Here is a 24,938-nt window from a genome sequence, read left to right on the forward strand (position 1 = left end):
TAAAAAAAGGAGAAGGTGAATCTTAAGTAGATTTACCTATAAGGATGTCACTCCTTTTACTAGAGGAACAATGAATTATTTTTATATAATTATTTTGAAAGTGTAATTGCAACTTCTTACATAAGAATCTTGGCAAGTTTGTCAAATAAGAAAAAGCCACCAAATTGGCAGCTGGATCTTAACTCTTGCACCCGTTAGTGGAACAAGCAAATATTAATGTTGAAAAGGGAAACACTAATTTTGAGATGAGTCAAATTGTTGTTGATTTTGAAGTCGTGTCTTGTTTTAAGTCTTTTAACACCATTACAACCTGTGGGTAATCAAAAGGTTGTTCCAGCCCCGCCTAACATAATTAGCATTGACACTGATTTCCCAAAAAAAGGAGCCTGGGTTCAAATACCAAAAGGAACAAAGAAGATTACATTTAAATTGAAAGCCGAAAGCACTGAAACTGTCTTGCTTTGGTTAATGCCCACTGGTACTCAAACCTGGCATCAAAGAAAACTCCTTGGCTATGACATTAAAGAAGATGATAAGGATAATCTGTTTACATTTACTTGGAATATTGACCGTCTATCCATTCTTGACCACTTACATATACAAGCATTAGGTGAAGGAATAGCAAATGATACAATTAACTTAATAATGGAGTAGTTTAATCTTTCCTTATTACACTAACCTGCCCTTTTAGTTGAACAGGAAAAATGCCTTACCCCTATTGAAGTAAAGCCCCCTTTTGTTGAACAAGAAAAGTGACGCTTACTCAACAATCGCGCCCGATTCTGGAACAACATCATTCAAGAAATAAATAAAAGCCTTTCTTTTGCAGATGCACCATTGATGATTTTCTGCGATAAATAACCCGGGAGTGGAATGACAACTAGAAAGTAAAATAAAACTGTTATGAAATCGAATGCAAAACTAGGACCTGTCAAAATGTGTGCGAATACAAAGTGGTTAACGTGCCCACAAACGTACCACTCAGCGGATAATAAAACCATGAAAACACCCAAAAACAACAGCTTCTTTTTCAAGAATTTCTACACCCCACATTCAATTAAATGGCCCGATTGTGTCATAAACCCTTTTTGAATTTAGTCGCCTTTATCTTCTCCATAATATCTAATTAACGCAATTTCAACTAAAAAAAACAAAATAAATATACCAGGAATAAACAACAGTTGTGGTATTGAAATGTGACTAGCCCCTGTATTCCAAATGTAATAAGTAATAAAAATACAGGTTAAAACTAGAGTCATTATTAACTTTGTCCTAAAAAAGCGTTTTTTCTCTTTCATAAATACCCCATCTCTCTTGTTACTATTCTTTATTCAATGTTCTTAATTAAATACTAATTATTTCAAATTTCCCTATTTTACGCAAACGTTTATTCAATTATCTGGCCCGATTGTTGAATTAACGCTAATGAAGATTGTTCAACTCCCCGTTAGTTCAACAAAAAACAGGACCACCATTAGCGATCCCTTCTTGTACTATTACTTCCCCATAGTGAAATAAGCAAATAATATTGTACTATTTTAATCTAATGGCTTAATACTTTTGAGTTTCCCTTTGTCTGGATTTCTTTTATTCCATAGAAAGCTAATTAAATACTGATGATTTTCTTGAACTAATTGAAATTCATTATAAGAAACCCAAACCTTTTTATCATTGACTAGCAAATAATATTTACTGTCATCATGTAGTTTCTGTTCAACTTTAAATATACCAGTAGTCGATACTTCATTGAATTGGTAGTCCGTAATTGTAATAAAGATTACGATAGAAGATATTATCAATATTGATTGAATAATTGATTTTATATCCGTCTTTTTTCTTCCTCTCTTTCGTAAATATTTAATGTAAAGGAAGATATAAATAAGAGATAAGACAGGTACTACAAATATAGCTATAATAAAAGGTAAATTCATTATTTCGTGGAGACTATAATTGAAATTCGCAATAGATTGAATTCTTCCAAGCTGTAACCCTATAAACGATAAATATATAAGTGCTAACAGCCAGTACAATGCTATTTTTTGAGCTTTATATAACTTTTTTATTTCTATTTCCTTCTCTTCTTTATTATTAAGGTTCATTTCAACCCTACCCTAAAAAAATCTTTGTTTTATTCTTTTAACATCCTGCTTCTTTAGATTAATAACTTCAACAAAAAAAGCGTTAATCCTTCTTCGATTAACGCACCCAAAGTTTAAGATTTCTTTCTGTCTATCAGTAGTCCTGCTATGAGTCCTAATAATATATTTGTTATTAAAATTGGGTTTATTGGTGTACTCATAATAATATATGTTAAAACACCTGCAACAATGGCTAACAAAATTATAAGACATAATTCTCCCCTAATTCTTAGCATGAATTTTGCATTATTTTACCACAAGTGACTATAATTCTTATTAAATTATACTGCCCCTTTTGTTCAATAAGAAAAGTGACGGATACTCAACAACCGCACCTGATTGTTTCGCAACTCTTATTTGTTAGACCTATCATAAAAGTTAGTAGTATAGAGATTAAATTCACTTCTAAAAGCTCCACGTAAATTACCAAACAAAGTTTCTAAATCGCTTCTCGAGAAGTATTTTCCATCTTTTATCTGTCTAATGCTTTCTTCTAAGCTTAAGAAACTCTTTATAGTGTCAACCAAGTATTCTTTTTCTTCCTTGTTATAATCTCCTTCAGAAACAAGATCTAACAGGGTGTTCCTTGCCTGTTCTACATCAAAAAGCATTCTACTCAGTTTATCTTTATCCATTGATTTGGGATCCGTGCCAATAAGCCAGTTCTGTTCAAAAATCGGAAGAATATATCGGGTTCGCTCTACTGTGAAATTGATATTATCACTTGCTGAACTCTCTTTTAAATCCTTTTCATAGGTACCTTTAAACTCGTTAAGCTCTTCTTTATAGGTTTTACCATTATGTGTTTCCCAACCAGGATGATAAGTAAAACTATGATTGACACTAAAGGGCGATAACGGATAATACCAAGTCATTATAGAAATAAAAATTATAATAACTATAATGAATGTTCCTAAACCTATCCCCAAAATATTTTTTTACGCTTTGTACTCATATAAAACTCCTTTATTTTGGGGCTAATCCCCTTGTGGTTTTCAGTTGCTTAATTGTATCAATTCATAATTCCAATAAGGTAAAGTCTATTGAGACAGATTTCCTACATTTTTTAAAATTTTAATAATATTATAACATCACTTATTCAACTAAACTGCCCCTTTAGTTTAAAAAGAGCCGACAATCGTTTAGATTATCAGCTATATCACGTTAGTTTAACGAAGTCATTTTCGATCTTTTGAAAATATCCTCTTTAACACTGCTATGATAAATAAAGAAAATATAAAACTTAGAACATTAATGATTTGTGATGAATTATTATTATAAGATTCATAAACGCCAATCGGTATAAGATAAATTAATAATCCTACTATGTATATTAGTATTGTTTTTTTCATAAAAATGATTTCCTTCTTATTATAATTAAAGTTGTTAGGTTGACCATCTTTTACTTTTTTATTCCACTAACTGCCCCGTTAGCTGATTAAGAAGCTATTTTTTTATATCTATCTAAATATTGAATAGTGGTCGAATAATAAATATCCCACCACAAATACTTATCATTGCTCCTAGACCTAATATTGTTTGGATAAGATAAAAATTAATAATTGGTGGTAATGGCGTGAACTTTTTAAAGCCTTCAAATTTATCAGTATTTAAAAAAACATCTTTTGTAATTCCTCTCATTCCCCAAAAGAATACAAAACCAAAAAGTATTAAAATAATTCCTCCAAAAGCCTGAGACTTAAAAAAGTTTACCACCATTGGATCCTCCAAAATTTAGTATTCATAGATAAATTAGCGTTTAAAGCTAGAATATAATTCACTAATCTTACCATATGTTTTTAAAGTAATCTGCCCCGTTAGCGCAATAAGGAAAGAGCAGGAGACTGTATTTATCTTCAGCTCTTGCACCCGTTGGTTCAATATTAAAGTTGTCCAATATACCAAGTTTCACCGCCATATAAAACAGAATTAAAGTCCCTATTTATCACTTTGGATTTAGTTCCGATAACACTTAGTCCGGAAGGAATTTCCACATTCCATTCTTTAGCAAAGTCCCGAAAATCCTCTAACTTTTCTACCGAAACATTTCCATCGTTCCACACAAGTTCAGCTTCTTTGGGTTCATTAAAAATATAGATTTTTGTGGCATACCAATAATGAAAATCAATCATTAAAACAACTTTTGCATCCGCTAATTTAGTTGGTTTTAAATCAATTAATTGTTTAGTGCTGTTAATCAAAAACTGGAAACACTCGGATTTTAATTTATTTGAAACTTTTGAGGAATTTAACCAATATGCTCCATTATCAGGAAGATGGTATTCATAATATCCTTCAAAGTCTGTTGGGAAAATTCTGGTCTCTTCTTCAAAATCATTGTAAAACTTTCTAATTCTTCTTTTTAATCCTCGAAATTTTTTCATTCTCATTCTGTTGTTCTCCTAAATATAAGGTTTGAATTTTGCATAATGTATTCTATCTTTTTAACTCCCCATTGATACGATAACCCTAATTCTCCTTAAACTAAACTGCACCTTTAGTGCAAAAAGAAAAAGCTGATTAACTTTTGGTTGATCAGCACTAGCCATTATTGTCTAATAATGAAATTAGTTATTTTATATCGATAAACCAGAACCTAAGTAAAATATTCCCCAAATAATAAACAATATATTTGTTAATAAGTTAAAGAATATATAAAACCAGAACGCTTTCTCTATACTTCTCTCTCTTTTTGAAAATTTGATATAAACAGTCGTGAATATCAGCACTAACTCAGCAGCTAAAATAAGCAGTGAGTTAAAAACCACTTCAATAGGGATGAAAAAATTAACAATGTTAGCAAGACCAAACGGAAAAGTAATTAAAAGTAGTAGTATAAGTGATCCTTTGTTAATAATATTATTTAATAATTTGCTATCCATTTGGAGCCTCCGTTAATTTGAGAAATCCTATAATAATATTTAATCTTATAAAAATTACTAACACTAATAAAATCTCAACTCTACTGTACTATCTTCCATATTTTAATCTAAATCCTTGTTAAACTAACCTGCCCCTTTAGCTTAATAAGAGAAACCCTCTTTTTTTAATATTGAACGTATTTGATAACCTTCACTACTTGGGAAAACTTCAATAAAACCGATTTTACCTTTATAAACTTCGATTGTTCCTATCCCTTCAAATGAAAAGAATTCAAGTTTATCCTCATTATCAACATTCTGAGAAAGATAAAATGAACCACAATCTGGGTCACCACACTCGCAAAGTCCTTTTATTTGCAGATTATCAACCTGATTTGCTAATTCAAATTCCGATTTACTAATAAAGTAGTCTTTTATTCTGTTTGAGAGTGTTGGTAAAACATCAATAAGCAACGGAAAATTCTCCATAATCCAACCCCCTTTTGGGAATCTTTTATTTCTATTTTATCAGCTGTTATTGTTAAACTAACCTCCCCTTTAGTGGAACAAAAAAAGAGCACTTAAAGCGACCTCATCTACATTAACTCTTTTCCCTTCTTCACCGCTCTTTAGCTTCAAACGTAGCTCCTTTTTCATCTCGAGCATTTACTCGCTTTTGCAAAAGGACAGAATCCCATAACCAATATATAACTGCAAATATAATACTTAAAGCACAATATGTTGGGGTTTTAATTAAATATAATGGTGTATTATCAATTATTATATTAACCAACAATACCGCGACAAAAAAAACGAACGTATAAATTATAAGATATAATCCACTATATTTATGTGGACGTATATTTAAAATTATTTGTAAAGGCATAGCAAAAAGTAAATAAGAAATAAAAACAAAGACAGAATACATAATAATGGCAAGTAACGTAAGCCAAGATAGTCCTAAGAAACAGACAATCATCATAATTGAAGAAGAGATACTAGAAAATAATAAACTAAAAAAGTAAAAAGGTACTTTATCGCTAAGTCCCCATAATTTTTCGGTTAATTTCCAAGTCTCCATAATAAACACCCCTTGTTAAAGAGTAATTTTATTCCATTTCATTATATTTTTTCAACTACCCTGCTTTTTTAGCACAATAAGAAACTTCAACAAAAAAGCATTAATCCTTCTTGAATTAAACTGCCCCTTAAGTCGAATAAGAAAGAGCCACCAAAATTGGCAGCTGGATCTAAAACTCTTGCCCCCGCTAGTTGAAGAAGAAAAGTTTCACAAAAGACTTTTTAAAAATTTATAAAAAAAAACCAGCTAATCCAGAAATTATGAAATAAATACTGAATCTAAAAGATTTAACTAAGTATTCATTCCTTGTTATCCATTTTTCTTTCTTTTTACTTGTCCAAACCCACAGTTTTATGAATTCAATTAAAAATAAAATACCAAAACATATAAAAAGCAGGAAAAATATCCACTTCAATATTGAAATTATTATCATATACCCACCTCAACACTACATCTTACTGTAAATATGTTTTTCCCTATTAACCTGCTCCTTACCGCAATAAGAAAAGAGCACCCATTCTTAAAAGGGATACTAATGATACCTTTTAAGAAAAAGAGGAATAACTATATGCCTTTATAAAGATAAAAATAAAAGGAAATAAAATAAACAACAATATGAAGGTAAGCATAAATTTTTCCCATAAACATAAAAAATCCTTTGTCTTTACGAAAGAATAACAAAAATCCGATACACATTATTAGTACAATGATATATATAGGGGAAATTGCTAAATGTGAAATACGCATAAAGTTGCTCCTTGTATAATCCAAATCACTTAATTATAAGCCCATTATCTAGGTTGTGTGTATAAAAAACTTATTAAGCTAAACTGCCCCTTTAGTCGAATAAGATAAAGCCACCAAATTGGTAGCTGGATCTTTAACTCTTGCACCCGATAGTTAAAGAGAATATCTATATTACGCTTTATTTTTATTAAGAATTTGGTTGTTAATATGATGTTCCATATGATTAAGATAATCTTTTAGGAGCCACTCTAATGTTTCTTGTTTATTTCCTATATCACAAAGATATGATAATCCCTCTTTTGGAATATTTGATATAATATTTATGATTTGCTCATTTAATGATAAAAAAAGATTTACTATCTCCTCAAGTGGTCTTTCTTGATAATTCTGAAGTATTACCCATTGGTCTTGATTATATGATTGGATAACAAATGGTTGTTCTTCGTACTGAATCTTTATAAACCTATTAATATTATTTAATGCAGAATCGCATAGATGCCCTAAAATCTCTTTTTGGGACCATTTATTTGGTAATGGGCGATTTGATATTTCTGTTTCTGCCATTGAGTTATATACCTTTGGTAATGTTTGCATCCAATAGTTTATTGCATTAATTATATCTTCCACACGCCTTCACTCCTTCAATATAACTAAAAAACTATATTCTTCGAAAGACTTTAATATCCCTTATTAAACTAAACTGCCCCATTAGTGCAACAAGAAAAAGGGTTCGCAGTAGCAACTATTATTTGATGGTTCAGATAACATTCAATAAATTATTAAAAAGTTATCAGCGGGCTCGTTCTCCGATAATATTGCCTGAACAGCTGAATCCTTTTACCACTGTTAGAATCTTTAGTTTTTTGCTTTTGTTAAATGATAACTTTCTCTTATCATTTCGTAAATCTCTTCCTCTGGAATAGTACTGTCAAGAATAATAGAATTCCAGTGCTCTTTATTAAGATGGTATGCTGGAACTACAGAAGGATAAAGTTTACGCCAGAAATCCAGCGAACCTGGTTCGCACTTCACATTGACCCAGATGTGGTCATCTTTTTCAAATATCCAGGCAAACACTTTCTCGTTTTTTTTATGCCGCATCAATGTCCAATTCTTATCACGAAACGGATAATCTTCATACGTTTCTTCTAACTTCAGACAGTAATCAATAGCTTCCTCTCTCATTTTCATTGTTTACCACCCCTTCAACATCAAAGCATTTAAAGCTTTACACGGAACGTTAGTTAGTTCAAAAAAATAATCATAATTTTACCATAAAATTGATTCTAAATATTTAAAGGAGTCCTCAACAAGTTATTCTATTGTCCACAATGAATTTTTACTAAACTGCCACTTTTGTTCAATAAGAAAAGCCACCGAAATGGCAGCTGGATCTTAAACTATTGCACCCGATGGTTGAAGAAGAACATCTTATTTTCTAAGCTTTTATTTTTCTAATCTTTATATCCGAGGAATGAATAAGTATTTTCGTTTGTGAATGTAAAAGAATTTCATGTTGTAATTTCCTTCTACTCAACGGAAGTATCTCATCATAGCCCCACTCATCAAGTCCTCTTCTACCACCGAAGACAATTTCATTAGGCTTGTTACCGTAAACATTTCTTTTAATATCATAATCCATTAAAAACTTACGAACGTTTAACCATTGTATTTCATATATCCCCGCATCTTCTTCATATTGCTCAATCACCATTTTAATTGTGGTCGGATCCTTTGTTCTCCCATTTTCTTGATTCAAAACCGTAAGAGAAACAACCTTACCATCATGAAATGAATGGTTTTTCAAAAAATTGGATGTCTCTTTATTAAATCTGGATAATAGTTTTTTTAACTCTTTTGAATAGCCCATTACATCCCAATGGTCATCATCTACAAAATACTTCATTGTAAAAATTCTCCCTAAACTACCGAATTTATTTATCAAATATTATCTCAGAAAATCGCACGATTGTGTAATTTAGTTAAACGACACTCCTCAACTAACCTGCCCTTTTGTTTAATAAGAAAAGCCCGCCGAAATGGCGGCTGGATCTTAAACTATTGCACGTGTTAGCTGAACAAGCCATCAATTCTTTTTTGCTCTTTTTCTAATAATTCACTGTACTCTTCAAACTTAAAATTATCATTTAAATGCTCTGCAAAACATCTTGCCTTGTAGAATTTGTTAAAAGAATCGTGCTCACTTTCAATTTCTTTAAATGCCGTCTCCAAATCTGTATTTTTCAATAGCCACTCTAATCCATCACTCAAGAAAGATTGTTTTATATCGTTTATAACTTCCTCGATATTGGAGCCATTGGGTTCTATCCACCAAATATCATTTCGCTTTTTTTCAGCAGGATTATCAAGTTTATTAGTATAAATAGATTGGTCAACCCTGCAATGGAGCTGTTTTTGTAACTGGCATTGATGTGGTTTAGGTATTAATTCATTTTTAGTACCAATTTTTATTTCACCATCTTTAGGTGGAACAAAATCATAGAATATCCCTAAATCCACGTAAACAGACATAGGAGACCATCCTGTTATATCTGAAAAATTCTTCCCAACAGCAGTAATGTCAAATACCCAAGTACAGTGATTATGCCAACCCCAATTATGTCTTGTATTCACTTTGTCAAATCCATTTTCTTTTAATGTAGGAGATAAAATTTGTCTAATTACTTTATTTATTTCAGGAGAGCCAATCATTGTTTATCCACCTCATAACCCTTTAATCCCTCTATTATATATCGGTTTCTTGTTGAACTAAACTACCCCTTTAGTGGAACAATGAATGATTGTAAATACGGTAGTTTTTGTTACCCTAAATTAAAAATAGGCGCTACCTTTTTGCGCCTATCAGTAGTCATTATTATTTTTCGCGAACCAGTTATACTCCCGGTAGCTTAATGCCGTTCCGAGTCTAATATTATATTTTCTTACAATAAAGTCGTTTAAATCTGGGAGTTTAATTCAACAATAGAGCCCGTTTGTTTAACTTTTGTATCACATCATATAGTAAGTAAAGAAGATTTCTTTTCAATCACAGCTTTTATTGTTGAAACACTTTGTTCTGTTGATTGATTTGTTGTGTCAATAATATTGGATTCATAGATGCCTAAATTGTTAAATTGTTCCCACATTTTTTCTACCAATTCAATGTTGGTATCTTCGTCTAATTTGGTACGATTGATTGCTCTTTTCATCGTTTCTTCTTTAGTCGCTCTTAAGATAATGTAATGTACTTCATAATTATCTTGTACGACTTTTAGCCACGGCTTTAAGAACCAAGGACCAACAATTCCATCTATAATCACATCGTACCCACCACGTGCAAAACGTTTTGCAGCTTCCAAAAAAGCTTCAATAACAATTAAGTTTTGTTCTTGTGATTCCGGTAAAAATGGAAGTATTGCCCCCTTTTGAATATAGTCATAAAAATCATCTGTGTGCATATGTACCGACTTTGATAAATTAGACTCTTTAGCAACAATAGATGCCGTTGTACTTTTACCAGTCCCTGGTGAACCAGTAATTATAATAATTCTGCCATGTTTCATATTTATCTCCTCATTTTTTCACATTAATACATTTTCTATTTCGGGACGCTACCCCAATAGGCAATGTTCAATTTAAATTGCTCTCTTTAATGGAATAAGACGTTAAAGTTTATAAACAACTTTATTGTAAAATAAACGACTTTATTTGTAAGTAAACATCTTTTTAATCACTCAACATTTTCTCAGTCTACAGTCTAATGGTTTATTTTCTTTTTACAGTATTCCTCGGTATTCCTTTTTTTACCATAGTACCCCTTTAGTCGAATAAGAAAAGCCAACAAATTGGCAGCTGGATCTTTAACTCTTGCCCCCTTTAGCACGCAGATATTTGGATCTATCACTGGATATTCCCAAGCATTGAGAAAGTTCCACTGTACCAATATGCGAAATATCTTTTAATTTTACAAGTTCTTAATTTGGCTCTTTCTTCCTCCGTTAAAGGAAGTTTGGGAGAAGAATTCGGCATAGGCTTCACCTTTCCAACACGTTTTCGAGCTCCTAAAACACTCTCTATTAATCCTGCATCCTCAGAAAACTTTTAACTTCATCTCTCCTGAAATCTATTGAGAAGATGGATGGACGCTATACATTCTAAATATGGTATAGTCATAAAATTATATACTCCTCCACCCATAGAAAGCTATGACTAGATCATGTCCGTTAATTTTACTAAGACGCTCATCAAGGAATTCACCAATTTTGATACCCCCAACAGACTCATAAAACTTTCTTGCGGAAGAGTTGTCCTTAAAGACTCCCAAAAACATTGACCTTATCTCATTCTGTTTAAAGTGATTAGTAACGGCATGTAACAACTTTTTTCCCACACCACTACGTTGATAATGAGGCGAAATATAAAGCGTGTTTAACTCGCCTTGATACCCTTGAGGTGCATGATCAGGTAAGGAGCCCATTGAAAATCCTATAATTTTATCTTGTTTTACAGCTACATAACAAAATGATTGTAGATTGCTATTCTCCAAAATCTCCTTGAATCTTTCAACTGTACTTTCGTTCGATATTGACTCCATAAACTTTTCTGACACAATCCCCTTATGGGTTGCCTTCATACTATCTACATAGATTTTTGCGACAACCGGTAACTCTTGGGGTTCCATTTGTCTAATTATCAAATCTGTCCCCTCATTTCAAATAGTATTGTTAGTACCTTTGTTGAGTTGCACTTGTAATAAGATAAGAAAAATAAATATCACGATAAAGCCAATTAAAAAGTACCTCAAAATTCCTCTCAATCTAATTATTCTAAAATATATTCATCTTTTTTACTACAAACTCCTTCTTTTCTTTGTCACTATCCTACTCCGTTAGCTTAATAACTTAAACGAAAATAAGCGATAATCCTGCTTGGACTATCGCACCCCATAGTTTAAGTATATTATACGTAACACCGACTTTTAAATATGTTAAAGATTCATATCCTGTTTTTTTGCTATTAAACGAACAATTTATCACGAAACCCATATATTGGTATCAAGCATAGATTTTAAAATAGGAGGATATTTATGAATGAACATTTAGAGATTGAACCAATAAAACGGCAACAAGACCCCTCTTACCCTTACAACGGAAGGTTTACAGGGACTCTATTTAAACAACACAATGGTACTGTATCTCCAATTTCAGTGTTTATTGATATCTGGACTGGTCGTATTTCAGGCTTTATAGGTGGTAGAAGAACCACAGGATTTGTTCATTATAATGGATATACCGAGTTTACATTAGCAGGTGTATATTCTGGAATTCATTTTCTTCCCCCTGAAGAATATCGTGGGAGATTTATAGTCAAAAGACCAATACCTCCCTGGCAAGCTAATGGATCATGGTCTAGTCCTTTCCAAAGTGGACAATGGAGTCTTTCTCTTGAAGAGTTTATACATTGATTGCTTGCAGAAAGATTTAAAAAGCTCTGTTTGAATGAAATCAGAGCTTTTTTTGAATCTTTCAAACCCTTGTTAAACATACCACCCTTTACTTCAATAAAAAAAAAAAAAACGACCCTTCGTTATTGAAGAAGCGTACAAGACAGTTTAAGAACAATATTAAAGCTTCACTTTCTCAAAATGTTCAACTGTAGGAAAGGGGTTATAAAAATGATGTAATTGTTTTTTCCACTCTTGATACTCGTTAGATTGTCTAAATCCAACTGTATGGTCTTCTAATGTTTCCCACTTTACCAGTAGTAAATATTTCCCCTCAACCTCAATACAACGCTGTAATTCGTGAGATATGTAACCTTTCATAGAGGATATAATTTTCGATGCACCACGGAATGCTTCTTCATATTCTGTTTCCATACCTTTTTTAACTTGCAGTAAAACAGCTTCCAAAATCAACGAAATTCCCCCTTTTTGAAAGTATAACATTACTACGTTATTTATCCGCTTTTATTCAACTATCCACTACAATAAAAAAATACATCCATTGTTAAAGGAATGCCTTATTATCAAAAATTACCGAAAATTAGTATAATCAAATGGTGTTTAAGTAAATTAAAAGGAGGCAACGGAATGACTAAAACCAATTTAAATCACGGTATTATAGTTTTATTAGAGTTTTATCCATCTTGGTTAGCTTTACCTCGTGAAAAAAGAAGAGAGCTTGCAGAGGATTTATATTCAATAATTAGAAAATACAACGAACACGTTAAGGTAAAATTTTTTGACGCTGATGCATTTGGAGACGGTACCTACACCGATTTTATTCTATGTGAAACATCAGATTTAAAAATGTATCATTTTATGTGGGAAGAAATACGAGATACATATGCCTATTCTAATGGTTACTTTAAAATTAAAAAAGTTATTATGGGTGTCCAAAATGCCTATCAAAAATTTGAGGAAGAGGTTTTAGAAATGGATTCAGAATAATAATAAAGTCTAGCTGCAACAAAAGGGATGAATCATTTCATTCCCTTTTTTGTTAATCTAAAGGTATCATTGTTCTTATAGTATCCTGCCTCGTTATTCGAATTGGCAGCTGCAGCTGGATCTTTAACTCTTGTACCAGTTAATACCATTCCAAGGCTCATCTTCTCACCCCGTTATATAAATTTTCATTACTTTTTATATTACCATTCTTCTTCAAGTAACTTTTCCTTTAAGTTCAATAAAAAAATGGCTGCCCTAGCAACCATCTGTTCAACGAAAACACAGTTTAGTTTAATCAGGTATTTGACCCCCGTCTTTGTTTGAATGAGAGCACAATTGCAATAACAAATAAAATTACAGAAATTAAAATTGTTGTTCCCGAAGCAATAGGCGTTAAAAATCCTAAAAGTAATAAAATAATTCCCAAGACAATTAAGCCAACAACCATAATTAAATTCCTCCTCCCACCTATTAGGATTATCCATTGTCTTTTTTAATTTTAACATAACAACCCCTTTATTGGGCGGAAATGGAAATATAGTAGACTTTTTCGTTAGCTGAATAAGAAAAAGCCACCAAATTGGCAGTTGGATTTTTACCTCTTACCCCCGATTGTTTTAGTACAACATTTCACAAACTTATAAAGTATAAACTTGCTTGGATTGAAGAAATGGCACCGATTTACAGAATCTCATTATTCTAAGTTAATTCACCAATAAACCAGATTTCGCCTTCATAGTTGAAGTCATCATCCGAAATTATCTCCTTGAAACCTCGGACTTTTAAATCAGATATTAATACAAGATTCCACTCTTTTATTAAATTTCTTTCGCTTTCTAGAGGTATCCATTTTTGTTCTGCCGAGTTTCTCTCGAAAAAACCATCAAACCAACTTTTATCTGGTATTACTACAATTTGTGAGTCAAATAAATTTGGCAATGAAATAATTGCATAGATGCAATAATCCCTCTGTTCCTTTGACTTTATATTTATTAAATGATTTACCCGTTCAATTAATTCTTGCATAATTTCTCGTCTTAATTTGTTAGGAGTTTTTTTCGAATCAATATATTCTTGGCTAAAAGGTAAGTGTAAGTGCCAATAGCCTAAACCATAATCATCAGGATTAGGCATAGTTTTGGTTAAGTCAGTTAAATCCTCTACAAAAGTATTGTATCTTCTTCTTAACCCCCTAACTTTCTTTTTTGATCCGTTATCAAATTTCCATCTCACTATACTAACTCCCGTTTAATTGTATTTATTCACATTCCATTTTATCTTTTAATTTTCTATTTTTTCATAGCCTTATCGACTTTTTGATTGACCGATTCTTGATAGAGGTCAGCATAAGTTTTTGAATCTTCCATCAGCGCATCACAGAAAGCAGCAACATCTGTTCCTGTAACTTCAAGCACACCTTTCCTAGCAGCTGCGCCTTCTTCAAAGAAGCTTACAATTTCCGAGAGCAGTCCGATACCTTCGTTAAGCTCTACAGGACCGACTTTGAAGAGATATTTTTGGATCTCTTTATAGACAATTTGGTAATCTTGTGGAAGTGCTTTGACACGCGAAACATGGGCTCTCCATTCTTTTTTGCCTTCGATGATTTTTTTGATGCTCATTTCAATCCTCCTAACTTTCTTGCAACATTCTTGTTAAGTTGGTTACGCCACTTATCTCTATAAGTTTTTGCTCCTTCGTCACCGACAAGCGCTGCGCAGAAGCCTTTGATATCTTCTCCTAGTACTTCTTCAATGCTTTGGCCGTCTGCTGATGTAACTTCAAGCAGTTCAAGAGCACTGTCAAGAATCGGCATCAGATTACGACCAGTGAAATCGCCGTGAATCCAGATATTACTTGTAATTTCTTTCCAAGCAGTTTGATATTCCGCTGGCAAGGCTTTTGCTCGTGCTTCAAATCCTTTCATTTCTTTAGTCATATCACTTCCGGTGATTTTTTCTAAAAAGTTCATTATAGTCTCCTCCTTTAAGATACTAAGCTGTTCAGCAAAGTTCTATTATTTAATCGCATCGTTATGACGTTGCTTATCAACCCACTATTTTGCATCAATGACGAGAGCACCACGGAAAGCTGCTCCGTCGTTGCCGGTAACTCTGATCTAATCTGTTGAAGACCAATCTCAACCAAGTTGTAGGAATAATCCAAGATTATCGGATGGAATATCTTATGCAGCTATGTTGACTTCAAAACGTTAATTTTTGATGATACAAAGTCCCATTTTTTCCAAAACAATTCAAGTTCCTTGCGACCAGCCTCATTAAGCGTGTAAAACTTGCGGGGCGGCCCCATATCTGACGGTTTTTTTTCTATGCTCACCAGTTTTTTCTTTTCTAGTCGCATGAGGATCGTGTAGACCGTCCCCTCCACGACTTCGGTAAACCCAAGTTCGTTCAGGCGGCGTGTAATCTCGTAGCCATAGGTTTCATGGCGGCTGATGATTTCAAGTACGCAGCCTTCCAGTGAACCCTTCAGCATTTCAGTTAAATTTTCCATGTTTAGAGCCACCTCTATTCTGTCTGACTTATATTCAGTATAACTTAGTACTGTGATGAATAATTTCCAAATAGCTTTTGAGAAAATCCCTCTATTTAGTATTACTTATTACGTGTATATAGTAACACTGATTAGTGATGAGTGTCAACTATATTTATTTAAAAAATTCGATACCAATATTAACGGCTATACAACACCATTAAGATTGAAACGCTTCCTACTTAGTAATACTTAATACAACTATATAGTATTACAAAATAGTTGTTGTGTCAAACCCATTTTATTTACTTCTGGGAAAAACAAGCTAAAGATAACTATAAACTCTTGGTTCTATTAAGTGAGTGCGTAAAACACAATAATTTGGATGGCAATTGACTCCTTGGTAGAAAGAGGATGAAGAACTAATGAACAAAAAGGACTCAGCAGATATTGATACCACCCTTAAGTCCTCCACTTTCCATTTTTTCAAACATGAACATCGTTCGGGACATTTTAGGATAAAAAGCAAATTTATATTAGCTAACATTGAAAAATGACGAGAAATTATGTATCTCGTCATTTCTTATCATATTTTTACAAGTGTTCTCCCTCGCGCTTGCCCTTTAAGTAGTGTAGGTAAGACTTCTGGAAGTTGCTGAATGGTTATTTCTTGTTGAATAAATTGTTCTAAGTTTACTGGCTTAAGATCCGTTGCCAATCTATTCCATACTTTCAATCGTACTTCCATTGGGCAATACACAGAATCAATTCCTAGTAAATTTACCCCCCTTAGGATAAAAGGGAAGACTGTGGTCGGAAGTTTTGTTCCCGCTGTTAAACCACTTACAGCAACAGAGCCGCCGTATTGAATTTGACTTAATAGGGATGCAAGTGGTTCACCACCAACAGGATCTACGGCAGCAGCCCATTTTTGTTTACCTAATGCTTTGATTTTCCCATCAAATACTTCTTTTCTAGTAACAATGGAGGCTGCTCCAAGTTTCTCTAAATACTCCTGTTCAGATTCTTTACCCGTGCTTGCTTCCACTTGATACCCACGAGTTGAGAGAATAGAGACAGAAAAGCTACCTACACCACCAGTAGCTCCTGTCACAAGCACCCTTCCCTTTTCGGGAGAAACACCATTTTCTTCTAGTCGTTGGACCGACAATGCCGCTGTAAAACCAGCTGTTCCGATAATCATTGCTTCCTTTAACGTAAGACCTTTTGGTAGGGGAACAACCCATTTTGCTGGAATACGAGCATACTCACTATAGCCTCCAAAATGGGAAACACCAATCTCATAGCTAGTCGCGATAACTTCGTCACCTTCTTGAAATCGAGGATCTTCTGATGATACAACGACCCCTGCTAAATCAATTCCAGGGACAAATGGATAAGTCTTGACGATGTTACCATTAGGAATTGTAGCGAGACTATCTTTATAGTTGATACCAGAATATTGGACGTCAATCAATACTTCTCCATCTGGTAAATCTTGAATCGTTAGCTTTTGAATCTTTACAGAAAATTGGTCTTCTCGTTTATTTACAACTAGTGCATCAAAGGGTTGTATCATTACTTGTACTCCTTTCAATTAATAATAAGTCACTATTTAAGTAAATTTGTTAGTATATCATTTGGTTGCTGAATTAATGTTCGCTGGAAAAATTCTACTTATTAAGGCATAGCCTCTTTAATTTATGTAAGTATAGGGTCTACATTCCGCCACTTAAGACTTTGATATATAAATCATAACTCCAGAAATGCTTATCGTAAAATATGTAAAATAGATAATTGCTATCTGATAATGTGATAGCTGAAAAGGGGACGTGGTCGGGTAATATAAATATCGATTTTTTATAAAACGTTTTAGGCTAATTAACTTCATTTTTTAGTTAAAACTCATCTTCTACGTTAGTCAGCACAATTAAAAAAGTGAATAGATACTATCCTAATCCCCATCTAAGTGCGATATTTCACCCTTTTCATTAAACTCTTTTTTTAAAAAAACTCACCTAATCACTTATCAAATGGATAAATTTTTTTAAAGAAGTAGGTACATACTTATCTTTTCGATAAATGAATACTGTTTTGACTTTTCCATATGGATTCGGAATGGAATGTTGTCTAAGGATTCCGTCTTGTACATGCTTTGAAACAACACTTTGTGGAAGCATACTTATACCAAGACCAGCTGCTACACAGCCGATAATCGCGTCTAGGGTGCCAAATTCCATTATTTTATTGGGAATTACCTTCTCTTGATGTAACCATTGTTCAAGTTTTTCTCGATAAGAACATCCAGCATGAAATACAAGCAGCGTCCTTGTTTGAATATCTTTAAAAGAAGAAATAGGGGGATGAATAGTATCGGTAATGATTACCAATTCCTCTTCGATTAATTCCTTTTCATTTAGCTCTGGGTGTTCGATAGGTCCTGCCACAAATGCTCCATCAAGTTCATACTGCAAAACTCCTTGAATATTTTGTTCAGTAGAGCCCGTTTTTAACGTTAAATCAACATCTGGAAAGTCTTTATGATACTTTGCAAGCAGGTCTGGTAAACGAACTGCTGCAGTTGTTTCCATCGACCCAATAATTAACGGACCATTTGGTGTTTGATCATCGCTCATCACACTTTTTGTTTCTTCTATAAGATCAAATATTTTTTCCGTGTATGTTAATAATATGCTCCCCTTGGCTGTTAAAGCAGTTCCACGATTATGCCTATAAAATAAGGTAGTTTGCAGATCCGATTCCAACTGCTGAATTTTCATCGTGATATTCGATTGTGCATATTGAAGTTCTCTTGCTGCCTGTGAAATACTTCCCAACTTTGCCACGGTGCGGAAAATTTTTAAAGTATGCAAATCCAAAATAATCACTCCTTCATTTGATATATCCTTCAGCCATCAATTATAGTGATACCAAATATCATTTTTAAGTATTATACCATATAACAAAAAAGCGATATGCTTTAATTATCCTAACTGGGGATTAATCTTTGTAAAAAGCACACATTCTAAAAACATCATTACAATTTGAAGGGAGATAGACAAAATGCCATTATTACGCTTTGATTTAATAGAAGGCAGAAACGAAGAAACGCTAAAAAAATTATTGGATTCGGCTCACCGTGCGATGGTGGAAGCTTTCCAAGTGCCTGAAAGTGACCGTTATCAAATAGTTCATCAACACCCGCCGCATGAGCTCATCATTGAGGATACAGGACTGGGTTATAAAAGAAGCAAAGACCTAGTAATTATTAGTATTGTAAGTAAAAAAAGAACCGTTAAGCAGAAAGAAACTTTGTACTCACTTCTTGCCCGTAACCTTGAAGCTGAGTGCGGTATTTCCCCACAAGATTTGATTGTTTCTATAACAGAAAACAGCGATGCCGACTGGAGTTTTGGACTGGGAGAAGCACAATTTCTAACTGGTTCATTATAGCTAATAAAGTTTTCTTTACTATTTGGAGGTTTTAATTTGAAGAAGCAACCTTATCTTTTTTTAATAGGGGGAATATTGTCTTTAATCATTGCCATGGGGATTGGAAGATTTGCTTATACCCCCATTCTGCCACTTATGCAAAAGGATCTTTCTTTTTCAAATACTGTTGCTGGTTATATTGCCTCAAGTAATTACACAGGATATTTGCTTGGAGCAGTTTTAGCAGGTGCAATTCCCCTAAAACAGCATAGAACGATTTTCTTGAGAATATGTCTTCTCGTCAGTATCTTAACCACTGCCGTAATGGGGCTAACATACTCGCATTCGCTTTGGTATGTTCTTCGATTTCTATCGGGGGTTTCGAGTGCTTTTGTGTTGGTCCTGGCCTCCGGTATCGTGTTAGATAGGCTTGCTGTTCTAAACAAAACCAGTTGGTCTGGTTTATTTTATGGAGGGGTGGGTTTGGGAATCTGTTTATCCAGTCTATGTATCCCGAGATTAAACCGATTATTTCAGTGGGAAGGAACTTGGATAGGACTAGCTGTTGTTAGTGGAATCCTAGTTTTCTTTGTATGGATCTGGCTAGATGATCATTCAAACGCTGGCGAGATAAAAGCTACACAAGAAATTTCTGCAAAATCCCCCCCTACTAAATGGCTGCTATGGTTGATCATTGCATATGGATTAGAAGGATTGGGTTACATTGTTACCGGTACGTTTATCGTATCTATTGCTGACAAGACTACATTCTTTCATAGAAGTGCCACTCTAGTTTGGATGATGGTTGGATTGGCAGCAATTCCTTCCTGTCTCATCTGGTCTATACTAGCTAAGAAATGGGGATACGTGAAATCCTTAGTACTTGCAATGGTCTTGCAATCTTTGGGTATGGCGATGCCAGCCTTGTGGATTTCGAAATCAAGTTTTATCATAAGTGCTTTATTATTTGGAGCTACGTTTATGGGAATCACAACGCTCGCTACCACACTGGGACGGCAAATGAATCCAACTAATAGTAATAGAACAATCGGTATTTTGACTGCTATTTATGCTATTGGGCAGTTGATCGGACCAATCCTTGCTGGAGTCTTATCATCATTCACTCATAATTTTAATACTGCTTTGATAGGAGCATCTAGTGTCGTTTTAATTGGGGCAGGGATGCTTTTAAATGGAATTCAATTTGAGAGGAAATCTCAAGGAATATTAAGTAAAAAAAATTACGAGGTGTAAATTATGTTAAACAATAAAATGACAGAGCTGTTGAAAGTTAAGTATCCGATTATTCAAGCTCCTATGGCTGGTGGAATAACAACTTCTACATTAGTGGCAGAGGTTTCAAATTCTGGGGGGTTAGGAATGATTGGAGCTGGGTACTTGACACCAGTTCAAACACGGGAACAAATTAAGGAAATAAAGCAGCTTACATCACATCCTTTTGGTATTAACCTATTTGTTCCTAAAGAATTTATGGTTACAGAGAAGGAAGTTCATTCAGCAAACCAGTTCTTAAACCCAATTCGTCAGCAATTGAATTTACAAGAAAAAGATAGCTTTGAGATTCCTAGATTTAATGATGTTTTTGAAACATTTATGGAACAAATAAAGATTGTAATGGAAGAAAAGGTGCCTGTATGCTCTTTTACATTTGGCATTCCTTCTAAAGAAGTGATTGCAGAATTAAAACAATCTAACATTATTCTAATAGGAACTGCTACAACCGTTAGAGAAGCAGTTGAAAATGAAAAAGCAGGCATAGATATTGTTGTTGTCCAAGGTAGTGAAGCTGGCGGACATCGTGGGAGCTTTATCGATGAGTATCAGCAGAGTTTAGTTGGGTTAATGTCCCTAATCCCACAGGTTGTTGACACCGTAAACATTCCTGTTGTTGCTGCGGGAGGAATAATGGATGGGAGAGGGTTAATGGCTTCGATTTGTTTAGGAGCAAAGGGTGTACAAATGGGTACAGCTTTCTTAACTTGCGTTGAAAGTGGAGCACATAAGGTACACAAAGAAGCTATTCTTAATGCTAACGAAGATCAAACTGACTTAACTCGATCATTTTCTGGAAAATGGGCAAGAGGAATAAAAAATAAATTTATTATAGAAATGCAGGATAAAGAAAATCTTTTACCAGATTATCCTGTTCAAAACACACTAACCCAGGATATAAGAAAGGCTTCTAGTACACAAAACAACCAAGACTTTATGTCACTTTGGTCTGGTCAAAGTCCAAGATTAGCCAAAAGTCAAACCGTTAAATCGTTAATAAAGAATATTATTGAAGAAGCTAAAAACATAAATTCATATATTTAAATTGTGTATGCTTAAACAATTATAAAAGTAAATAATTTTATTTTTAGCACCCCTGTCAAAAGGCGGTGCTATATTTGTTAAGCTTAAATTTAATTTTATTAATTTCTTTTTGCCTCTTTATTAGACACTGTCTTCTAATTTTTATTTTTGCTTTGTTAAACAAATCTCCCCCGAAGAAAGCCGCCGAAATGCAGCTGGATCTTAAACCCTTGCACCCAGTAGTCAAATATTCAAAAGTCATTGATATAAATACTGCATATTTGATAGGTGTATATCAAAGAAAGGAATAGAAGAAGCGTATTCAACACTACGGACTTTGTTCTCTTTTGTTTATAATTCTTTGTATAACTATATAGTAGCCAGTACCAAATAAGCAACAAAACTAGAGGTGTTCCAAGAAATACCCAAGGTGGAGCAAATGCTGCAGGAAAGGGAATCAAAGTTGTTAGAAATAAACTATACACTGTAAAAATACCAGCAAGGAATAAACTGATAAATGTCCAATTTTTAGTCGGACGAAACAGCTGTACCTTATCTGGAGATGAATTTACACTAAAAAAACGCCATGTGTAATCACTTAGCCACACCACACTAAAAACTAAAGGAATAAATAATACAATTGCGTTAATCCCATCCACAAATCCTGTCCCAAATAACGTAAAAAAGGAAATAAAAGAGAGAACAATAAGGGCAATGAAATAACCCATATGAAGTAATACCTTCACAATATCACCTTCCTCGGATGCTTCAGATAAGGTACTCGTAATTAGTTGTAAAATTAGAATAAAATTAAGTGGTTTTCTGCTAATCATCTGCATGATATATAAACGAACTAATATATTATACGAGTACAAGATACAATAGTTTCAGAGTGTTTTCTTACTAAACAGTTAAATGAAAAGCCGCCAAATTGGCAGCTGAACTTTAACTCCTGCACCCGTTACTTAAGTACACTTTTTCACAAACTTCATAATAAACATTTATGTGTAATCCTAACGGGTTCACTTGTAATGTGTAAAACAGTATATCGCAAGTAAAATCCAGATCACCAAATATGGAAAAGGAAATCACAGTACATTACAAATAAAGTACAGTTTTGGATTCGAGCCATTCTTCATTTATTCTTCGTTTTTTTATGAAATCACCGTAAGTTTAAATCAGTATTAATTTTTTGATGGTTGAGTATTCTGGAACAAACCCACGATTAAGGTCAAACTAGCCACAATTGGGGTGATTCTGGAGGAATTTAATTTAAACAGCCAAAACGGGAGTGGTTCATTACTAAAGTAAGAAGAGAAAGTCGTATTAGAAACCAAGGTAAATACGATTGGAATAAAAAATGAAATAATTAAACAAGGAAGAGTGATGCAAAGTAATAATGATTTATTGATTTTAAAAGACCATTCTTTTACGAAAAGTAGAGAAATGTAAACTCCAAATAAAAAGGGTACAATGGAATCAAACCAAACTAGAGGCAATACATTATAAGTTTCATCAACGGTTTGTTTTATTGTCAGTTCAAAATGGTAAACGATGAGTATTAATCCAAATAAACCTACAACCCATAATAATTTCAAGCCCCATTTTGACCACTTGTGAAGCATAATAAAACCTCCTTTTATCAAATATTTAAGGAATACATCCCCCTAATTATATAATTCTAATACTCTATATATAACATAAATATCCAATTCTCTTTTAGATTAGATCAAATCTTTTTCCACTATCCTTTAGGTTCAGATTTTGCTAATTCTGCTATTGTTAGCATTTTTGTAGCTTTTTGCTGCGCTTAAAGCATCATCCGTATCGGTTTACTAACAATATGGAGCTCAATCCCTTCAACCATTTTGCTTTCGGCCCATCACCTAACTGTCTACGCTTAAAGGACTAAAGTGACCTTTAGCCCTCCAAGACTCGCTACGAGCGAATGACCAGTTCTACTCGACGGAAATCCCACCCGTTATATGATACGATCTAAGCTCGGCCGCAAATGCACCCTAAGTCGAACAAGATAAATGATTTCCTATTAGATATGTGCAAACAAATTTAAGATTACTGCTGAATTTCTCGCATTGAACCTAATACGATATTGTATCCATCAAGATCTTTTATACAGGTATTTTTAAACTCCCATTTGCCGTGTTTACCTGTAAATGGCTCAACTGCAATCCTTCCACCTTTTCTCCACTCCTATAAATAAATTTTTCAACTGTTCCGCAAAATAACAATTTCAATAAACTCCAATAAATTCCTCCTTTGCTTTTGAAATTATTGTTCGACGATTAATAGAAGTTAATAATTTAGTAAGAGGAGTACCGTTACTTACTATTGCTATGCCCACAGCACTTATACATCCCCATGTACAACAACAAATAGAAAACCGTTATTTCGAAAAAAGATTGTGCAAAATGACGGTTTTCCATTTGATTAAATATAAATTGTTTATAATAAAGTTTGATTATTTCTTATTGAACTAAAGCACCCTATAGTTGAAGAAGAACATCTTATTTTCTAAGCTTTTATTTTTCTAATATTTATATCCGAGTAATGAATAAGTATTTTCGTTTGTGAATGTAAAAGAAATTCATGTTGTAATTTCCTTCTACTCAACGGAAGTATCTCATCATAGCCCCACTCATCAAGTCCTCTTCTACCACCGAAGACAATTTCATTAGGCTTGTTACCGTAAACATTTCTTTTAATATCATAATCCATAAAATGTACATCTGAGATAAAGATGTACCGTTTTGAAAAAAAGAAGAATCGTTTATAAAAAGTTAAACCGTTTCTTTTACATATAGTAACGAACTTTGCAATTATTTTTTTAAAACACGAAAGTTGATGATATTTCCATAACGATCTGATTCAATATGACAGCACCCAACCAGCAGTTGTTTTAATTTTTCGCGACCACGTTGAACCCTTGATTTTGCTCCTGAATAAGATATGCCTAGTTTTTCGCATAATTCCTTTTGTGACAACCCTTGGATTTCAGTGAGTTCGAGAGCTTCGCGATACATTCCCGGTAATCTTTTAATAGTTGACTGAATACACGCAGCTGCTTCTTTTGTAAAATTTTCCTCGGCGGTATCGTCGTAGAAATGAATATGATTAAGAAATTTTTCATTTGATTTTTCTTTTCGATAAAAATCAATAATGGTATTTCGGGTAATCTGATAAATCCAACCATGAATTTTTTGTTCATCAATTAGATTTGGGAGATGAACTTGTATTTTCATAAATACGTCCTGTATTATATCATCAACTATAGATTGATCATGAACTCTAATCGATATAAATTTTTTTAATGGTTGGTGAAATTTATCCCAAAGATACTCTACATCCATTTGAGATATTCTCCTCTTAATTTTTTTATAATTTTGCGTCCATTTTAAGTT

General features: G+C 33.4%; 33 protein-coding genes. 6 read left to right on the forward strand and 27 right to left on the reverse strand.

Annotated elements, in window-relative coordinates; all coding sequences use genetic code 11:
* Positions 1-255: 255 nt before the first annotated feature.
* Positions 256-654 carry a hypothetical protein gene (locus AN964_RS22770; protein ID WP_213083988.1) on the forward strand — a complete coding sequence of 133 codons (399 nt, stop codon included), beginning with the start codon at positions 256-258 and terminating at the stop codon, positions 652-654.
* Positions 655-797: 143 nt separating this feature from the next.
* Here the strand turns inward: AN964_RS22770 and AN964_RS22775 are convergent, their stop codons facing one another.
* The 14 genes from AN964_RS22775 to AN964_RS22855 all read right to left on the reverse strand — a co-directional run bounded on the left by AN964_RS22775 (position 798) and on the right by AN964_RS22855 (position 11,523).
* A complete protein-coding gene (locus tag AN964_RS22775; RefSeq protein WP_055742094.1) occupies positions 798-1,034 on the reverse strand; it encodes a hypothetical protein in 237 nt (78 codons plus the stop codon).
* Between the two features lie 504 nt (positions 1,035-1,538).
* The gene (locus AN964_RS22785) at positions 1,539-2,099 is read right to left on the reverse strand and encodes a hypothetical protein (protein WP_055742096.1); all 561 of its coding nucleotides are present in this window, start codon (positions 2,097-2,099) and stop codon (positions 1,539-1,541) included.
* Between the two features lie 392 nt (positions 2,100-2,491).
* Positions 2,492-3,067, reverse strand: coding sequence for a hypothetical protein (locus tag AN964_RS22790; RefSeq protein WP_055742097.1), 576 nt, complete (start codon positions 3,065-3,067; stop codon positions 2,492-2,494).
* Between the two features lie 535 nt (positions 3,068-3,602).
* A complete protein-coding gene (locus tag AN964_RS22795) occupies positions 3,603-3,857 on the reverse strand; it encodes a hypothetical protein (RefSeq protein ID WP_055742098.1) in 255 nt (84 codons plus the stop codon).
* Between the two features lie 164 nt (positions 3,858-4,021).
* On the reverse strand, positions 4,022-4,528 hold the full coding sequence (locus AN964_RS22800; protein WP_055742099.1) for a DUF3916 domain-containing protein: 507 nt from the start codon (positions 4,526-4,528) through the stop codon (positions 4,022-4,024).
* Between the two features lie 186 nt (positions 4,529-4,714).
* Positions 4,715-5,020, reverse strand: a complete 306-nt coding sequence (locus AN964_RS22805; RefSeq protein WP_055742100.1) for a hypothetical protein — start codon at positions 5,018-5,020, stop codon at positions 4,715-4,717.
* Positions 5,021-5,161: 141 nt separating this feature from the next.
* Complete coding sequence (locus AN964_RS22810; protein ID WP_055742101.1) at positions 5,162-5,488, reverse strand: hypothetical protein; 327 nt, start codon at positions 5,486-5,488, stop codon at positions 5,162-5,164.
* A 130-nt stretch (positions 5,489-5,618) separates the two neighbouring features.
* Positions 5,619-6,080: a UPF0715 family protein gene (locus AN964_RS22815; protein WP_055742102.1), complete on the reverse strand. Its 462-nt coding sequence runs from the start codon at positions 6,078-6,080 to the stop codon at positions 5,619-5,621.
* Between the two features lie 918 nt (positions 6,081-6,998).
* Entirely contained in the window at positions 6,999-7,454 is a 456-nt protein-coding gene (locus tag AN964_RS22830; RefSeq protein ID WP_055742105.1) for a DinB family protein, read from the reverse strand.
* Positions 7,455-7,682: 228 nt separating this feature from the next.
* On the reverse strand, positions 7,683-8,018 hold the full coding sequence (locus AN964_RS22835; protein ID WP_055742106.1) for an MmcQ/YjbR family DNA-binding protein: 336 nt from the start codon (positions 8,016-8,018) through the stop codon (positions 7,683-7,685).
* 247 nt (positions 8,019-8,265) lie between these two features.
* Positions 8,266-8,733 (reverse strand): hypothetical protein, encoded by a 468-nt coding sequence (locus AN964_RS26825; protein ID WP_055742107.1) that lies wholly within the window; start codon positions 8,731-8,733, stop codon positions 8,266-8,268.
* Positions 8,734-8,897: 164 nt separating this feature from the next.
* Positions 8,898-9,539, reverse strand: coding sequence for a DUF4304 domain-containing protein (locus tag AN964_RS22845; RefSeq protein WP_055742108.1), 642 nt, complete (start codon positions 9,537-9,539; stop codon positions 8,898-8,900).
* A gap of 302 nt (positions 9,540-9,841) precedes the next feature.
* Positions 9,842-10,390, reverse strand: a complete 549-nt coding sequence (locus tag AN964_RS22850) for a P-loop nucleotide/nucleoside kinase family protein (protein WP_055742109.1) — start codon at positions 10,388-10,390, stop codon at positions 9,842-9,844.
* 614 nt (positions 10,391-11,004) lie between these two features.
* Positions 11,005-11,523, reverse strand: coding sequence for a GNAT family N-acetyltransferase (locus AN964_RS22855; RefSeq protein WP_055742110.1), 519 nt, complete (start codon positions 11,521-11,523; stop codon positions 11,005-11,007).
* Between the two features lie 390 nt (positions 11,524-11,913).
* Here AN964_RS22855 and AN964_RS22860 point away from each other — a divergent pair, with 390 nt between their 5' ends.
* Positions 11,914-12,291, forward strand: coding sequence for a hypothetical protein (locus AN964_RS22860; protein ID WP_055742111.1), 378 nt, complete (start codon positions 11,914-11,916; stop codon positions 12,289-12,291).
* A 159-nt stretch (positions 12,292-12,450) separates the two neighbouring features.
* On the opposite strand, the gene AN964_RS22865 is transcribed toward AN964_RS22860, so the two are convergent.
* Complete coding sequence (locus AN964_RS22865) at positions 12,451-12,744, reverse strand: antibiotic biosynthesis monooxygenase family protein (RefSeq protein ID WP_055742112.1); 294 nt, start codon at positions 12,742-12,744, stop codon at positions 12,451-12,453.
* Positions 12,745-12,918: 174 nt separating this feature from the next.
* On the opposite strand from AN964_RS22865, the gene AN964_RS22870 reads away from it, so the two are divergent.
* A complete protein-coding gene (locus tag AN964_RS22870) occupies positions 12,919-13,278 on the forward strand; it encodes a darcynin family protein (RefSeq protein ID WP_055742113.1) in 360 nt (119 codons plus the stop codon).
* Positions 13,279-13,310: 32 nt separating this feature from the next.
* Here the strand turns inward: AN964_RS22870 and AN964_RS27380 are convergent, their stop codons facing one another.
* The 8 genes from AN964_RS27380 to AN964_RS22900 form a co-directional block, all read right to left on the reverse strand.
* Positions 13,311-13,439: a hypothetical protein gene (locus AN964_RS27380; RefSeq protein ID WP_268888305.1), complete on the reverse strand. Its 129-nt coding sequence runs from the start codon at positions 13,437-13,439 to the stop codon at positions 13,311-13,313.
* A 134-nt stretch (positions 13,440-13,573) separates the two neighbouring features.
* Positions 13,574-13,726, reverse strand: coding sequence for a hypothetical protein (locus AN964_RS26830; RefSeq protein WP_163258574.1), 153 nt, complete (start codon positions 13,724-13,726; stop codon positions 13,574-13,576).
* 251 nt (positions 13,727-13,977) lie between these two features.
* Positions 13,978-14,511, reverse strand: a complete 534-nt coding sequence (locus AN964_RS22875; RefSeq protein ID WP_244885903.1) for a DUF3916 domain-containing protein — start codon at positions 14,509-14,511, stop codon at positions 13,978-13,980.
* 56 nt (positions 14,512-14,567) lie between these two features.
* Complete coding sequence (locus tag AN964_RS22880) at positions 14,568-14,900, reverse strand: DUF1048 domain-containing protein (RefSeq protein ID WP_055742115.1); 333 nt, start codon at positions 14,898-14,900, stop codon at positions 14,568-14,570.
* Complete coding sequence (locus AN964_RS22885; protein ID WP_055742116.1) at positions 14,897-15,250, reverse strand: DUF1048 domain-containing protein; 354 nt, start codon at positions 15,248-15,250, stop codon at positions 14,897-14,899. Before AN964_RS22885 ends, AN964_RS22880 begins: the two co-directional genes overlap by 4 nt.
* A gap of 221 nt (positions 15,251-15,471) precedes the next feature.
* The gene (locus AN964_RS22890) at positions 15,472-15,792 is read right to left on the reverse strand and encodes a PadR family transcriptional regulator (protein ID WP_055742117.1); all 321 of its coding nucleotides are present in this window, start codon (positions 15,790-15,792) and stop codon (positions 15,472-15,474) included.
* A gap of 565 nt (positions 15,793-16,357) precedes the next feature.
* Complete coding sequence (locus AN964_RS22895; RefSeq protein WP_055742118.1) at positions 16,358-17,350, reverse strand: NADPH:quinone oxidoreductase family protein; 993 nt, start codon at positions 17,348-17,350, stop codon at positions 16,358-16,360.
* 439 nt (positions 17,351-17,789) lie between these two features.
* Entirely contained in the window at positions 17,790-18,650 is an 861-nt protein-coding gene (locus AN964_RS22900; RefSeq protein ID WP_055742119.1) for a LysR family transcriptional regulator, read from the reverse strand.
* 184 nt (positions 18,651-18,834) lie between these two features.
* Here AN964_RS22900 and AN964_RS22905 point away from each other — a divergent pair, with 184 nt between their 5' ends.
* From AN964_RS22905 to AN964_RS22915, 3 genes are read left to right on the forward strand one after another with little or no spacing between them, the layout of a single operon-like run.
* Positions 18,835-19,224 (forward strand): tautomerase family protein, encoded by a 390-nt coding sequence (locus AN964_RS22905; protein WP_055742120.1) that lies wholly within the window; start codon positions 18,835-18,837, stop codon positions 19,222-19,224.
* Between the two features lie 36 nt (positions 19,225-19,260).
* Complete coding sequence (locus tag AN964_RS22910; protein ID WP_055742121.1) at positions 19,261-20,457, forward strand: YbfB/YjiJ family MFS transporter; 1,197 nt, start codon at positions 19,261-19,263, stop codon at positions 20,455-20,457.
* A 3-nt stretch (positions 20,458-20,460) separates the two neighbouring features.
* Positions 20,461-21,540, forward strand: a complete 1,080-nt coding sequence (locus AN964_RS22915; RefSeq protein ID WP_055742122.1) for an NAD(P)H-dependent flavin oxidoreductase — start codon at positions 20,461-20,463, stop codon at positions 21,538-21,540.
* Positions 21,541-21,770: 230 nt separating this feature from the next.
* Here the strand turns inward: AN964_RS22915 and AN964_RS22920 are convergent, their stop codons facing one another.
* The 4 genes from AN964_RS22920 to sigZ all read right to left on the reverse strand — a co-directional run bounded on the left by AN964_RS22920 (position 21,771) and on the right by sigZ (position 24,887).
* A complete protein-coding gene (locus AN964_RS22920) occupies positions 21,771-22,265 on the reverse strand; it encodes a hypothetical protein (protein ID WP_055742123.1) in 495 nt (164 codons plus the stop codon).
* A 438-nt stretch (positions 22,266-22,703) separates the two neighbouring features.
* On the reverse strand, positions 22,704-23,144 hold the full coding sequence (locus AN964_RS22925) for a hypothetical protein (RefSeq protein WP_055742124.1): 441 nt from the start codon (positions 23,142-23,144) through the stop codon (positions 22,704-22,706).
* A gap of 907 nt (positions 23,145-24,051) precedes the next feature.
* Entirely contained in the window at positions 24,052-24,255 is a 204-nt protein-coding gene (locus tag AN964_RS22930; protein ID WP_235950462.1) for a hypothetical protein, read from the reverse strand.
* Positions 24,256-24,356: 101 nt separating this feature from the next.
* Positions 24,357-24,887, reverse strand: a complete 531-nt coding sequence (gene sigZ, locus AN964_RS22935; protein ID WP_055742126.1) for an RNA polymerase sigma factor SigZ — start codon at positions 24,885-24,887, stop codon at positions 24,357-24,359.
* Between the last annotated feature and the right edge of the window lie 51 nt (positions 24,888-24,938).

The sequence above is a fragment of the Heyndrickxia shackletonii genome (assembly GCF_001420715.1).
Lineage (GTDB): Bacteria > Bacillota > Bacilli > Bacillales > Bacillaceae_C > Margalitia > Margalitia shackletonii.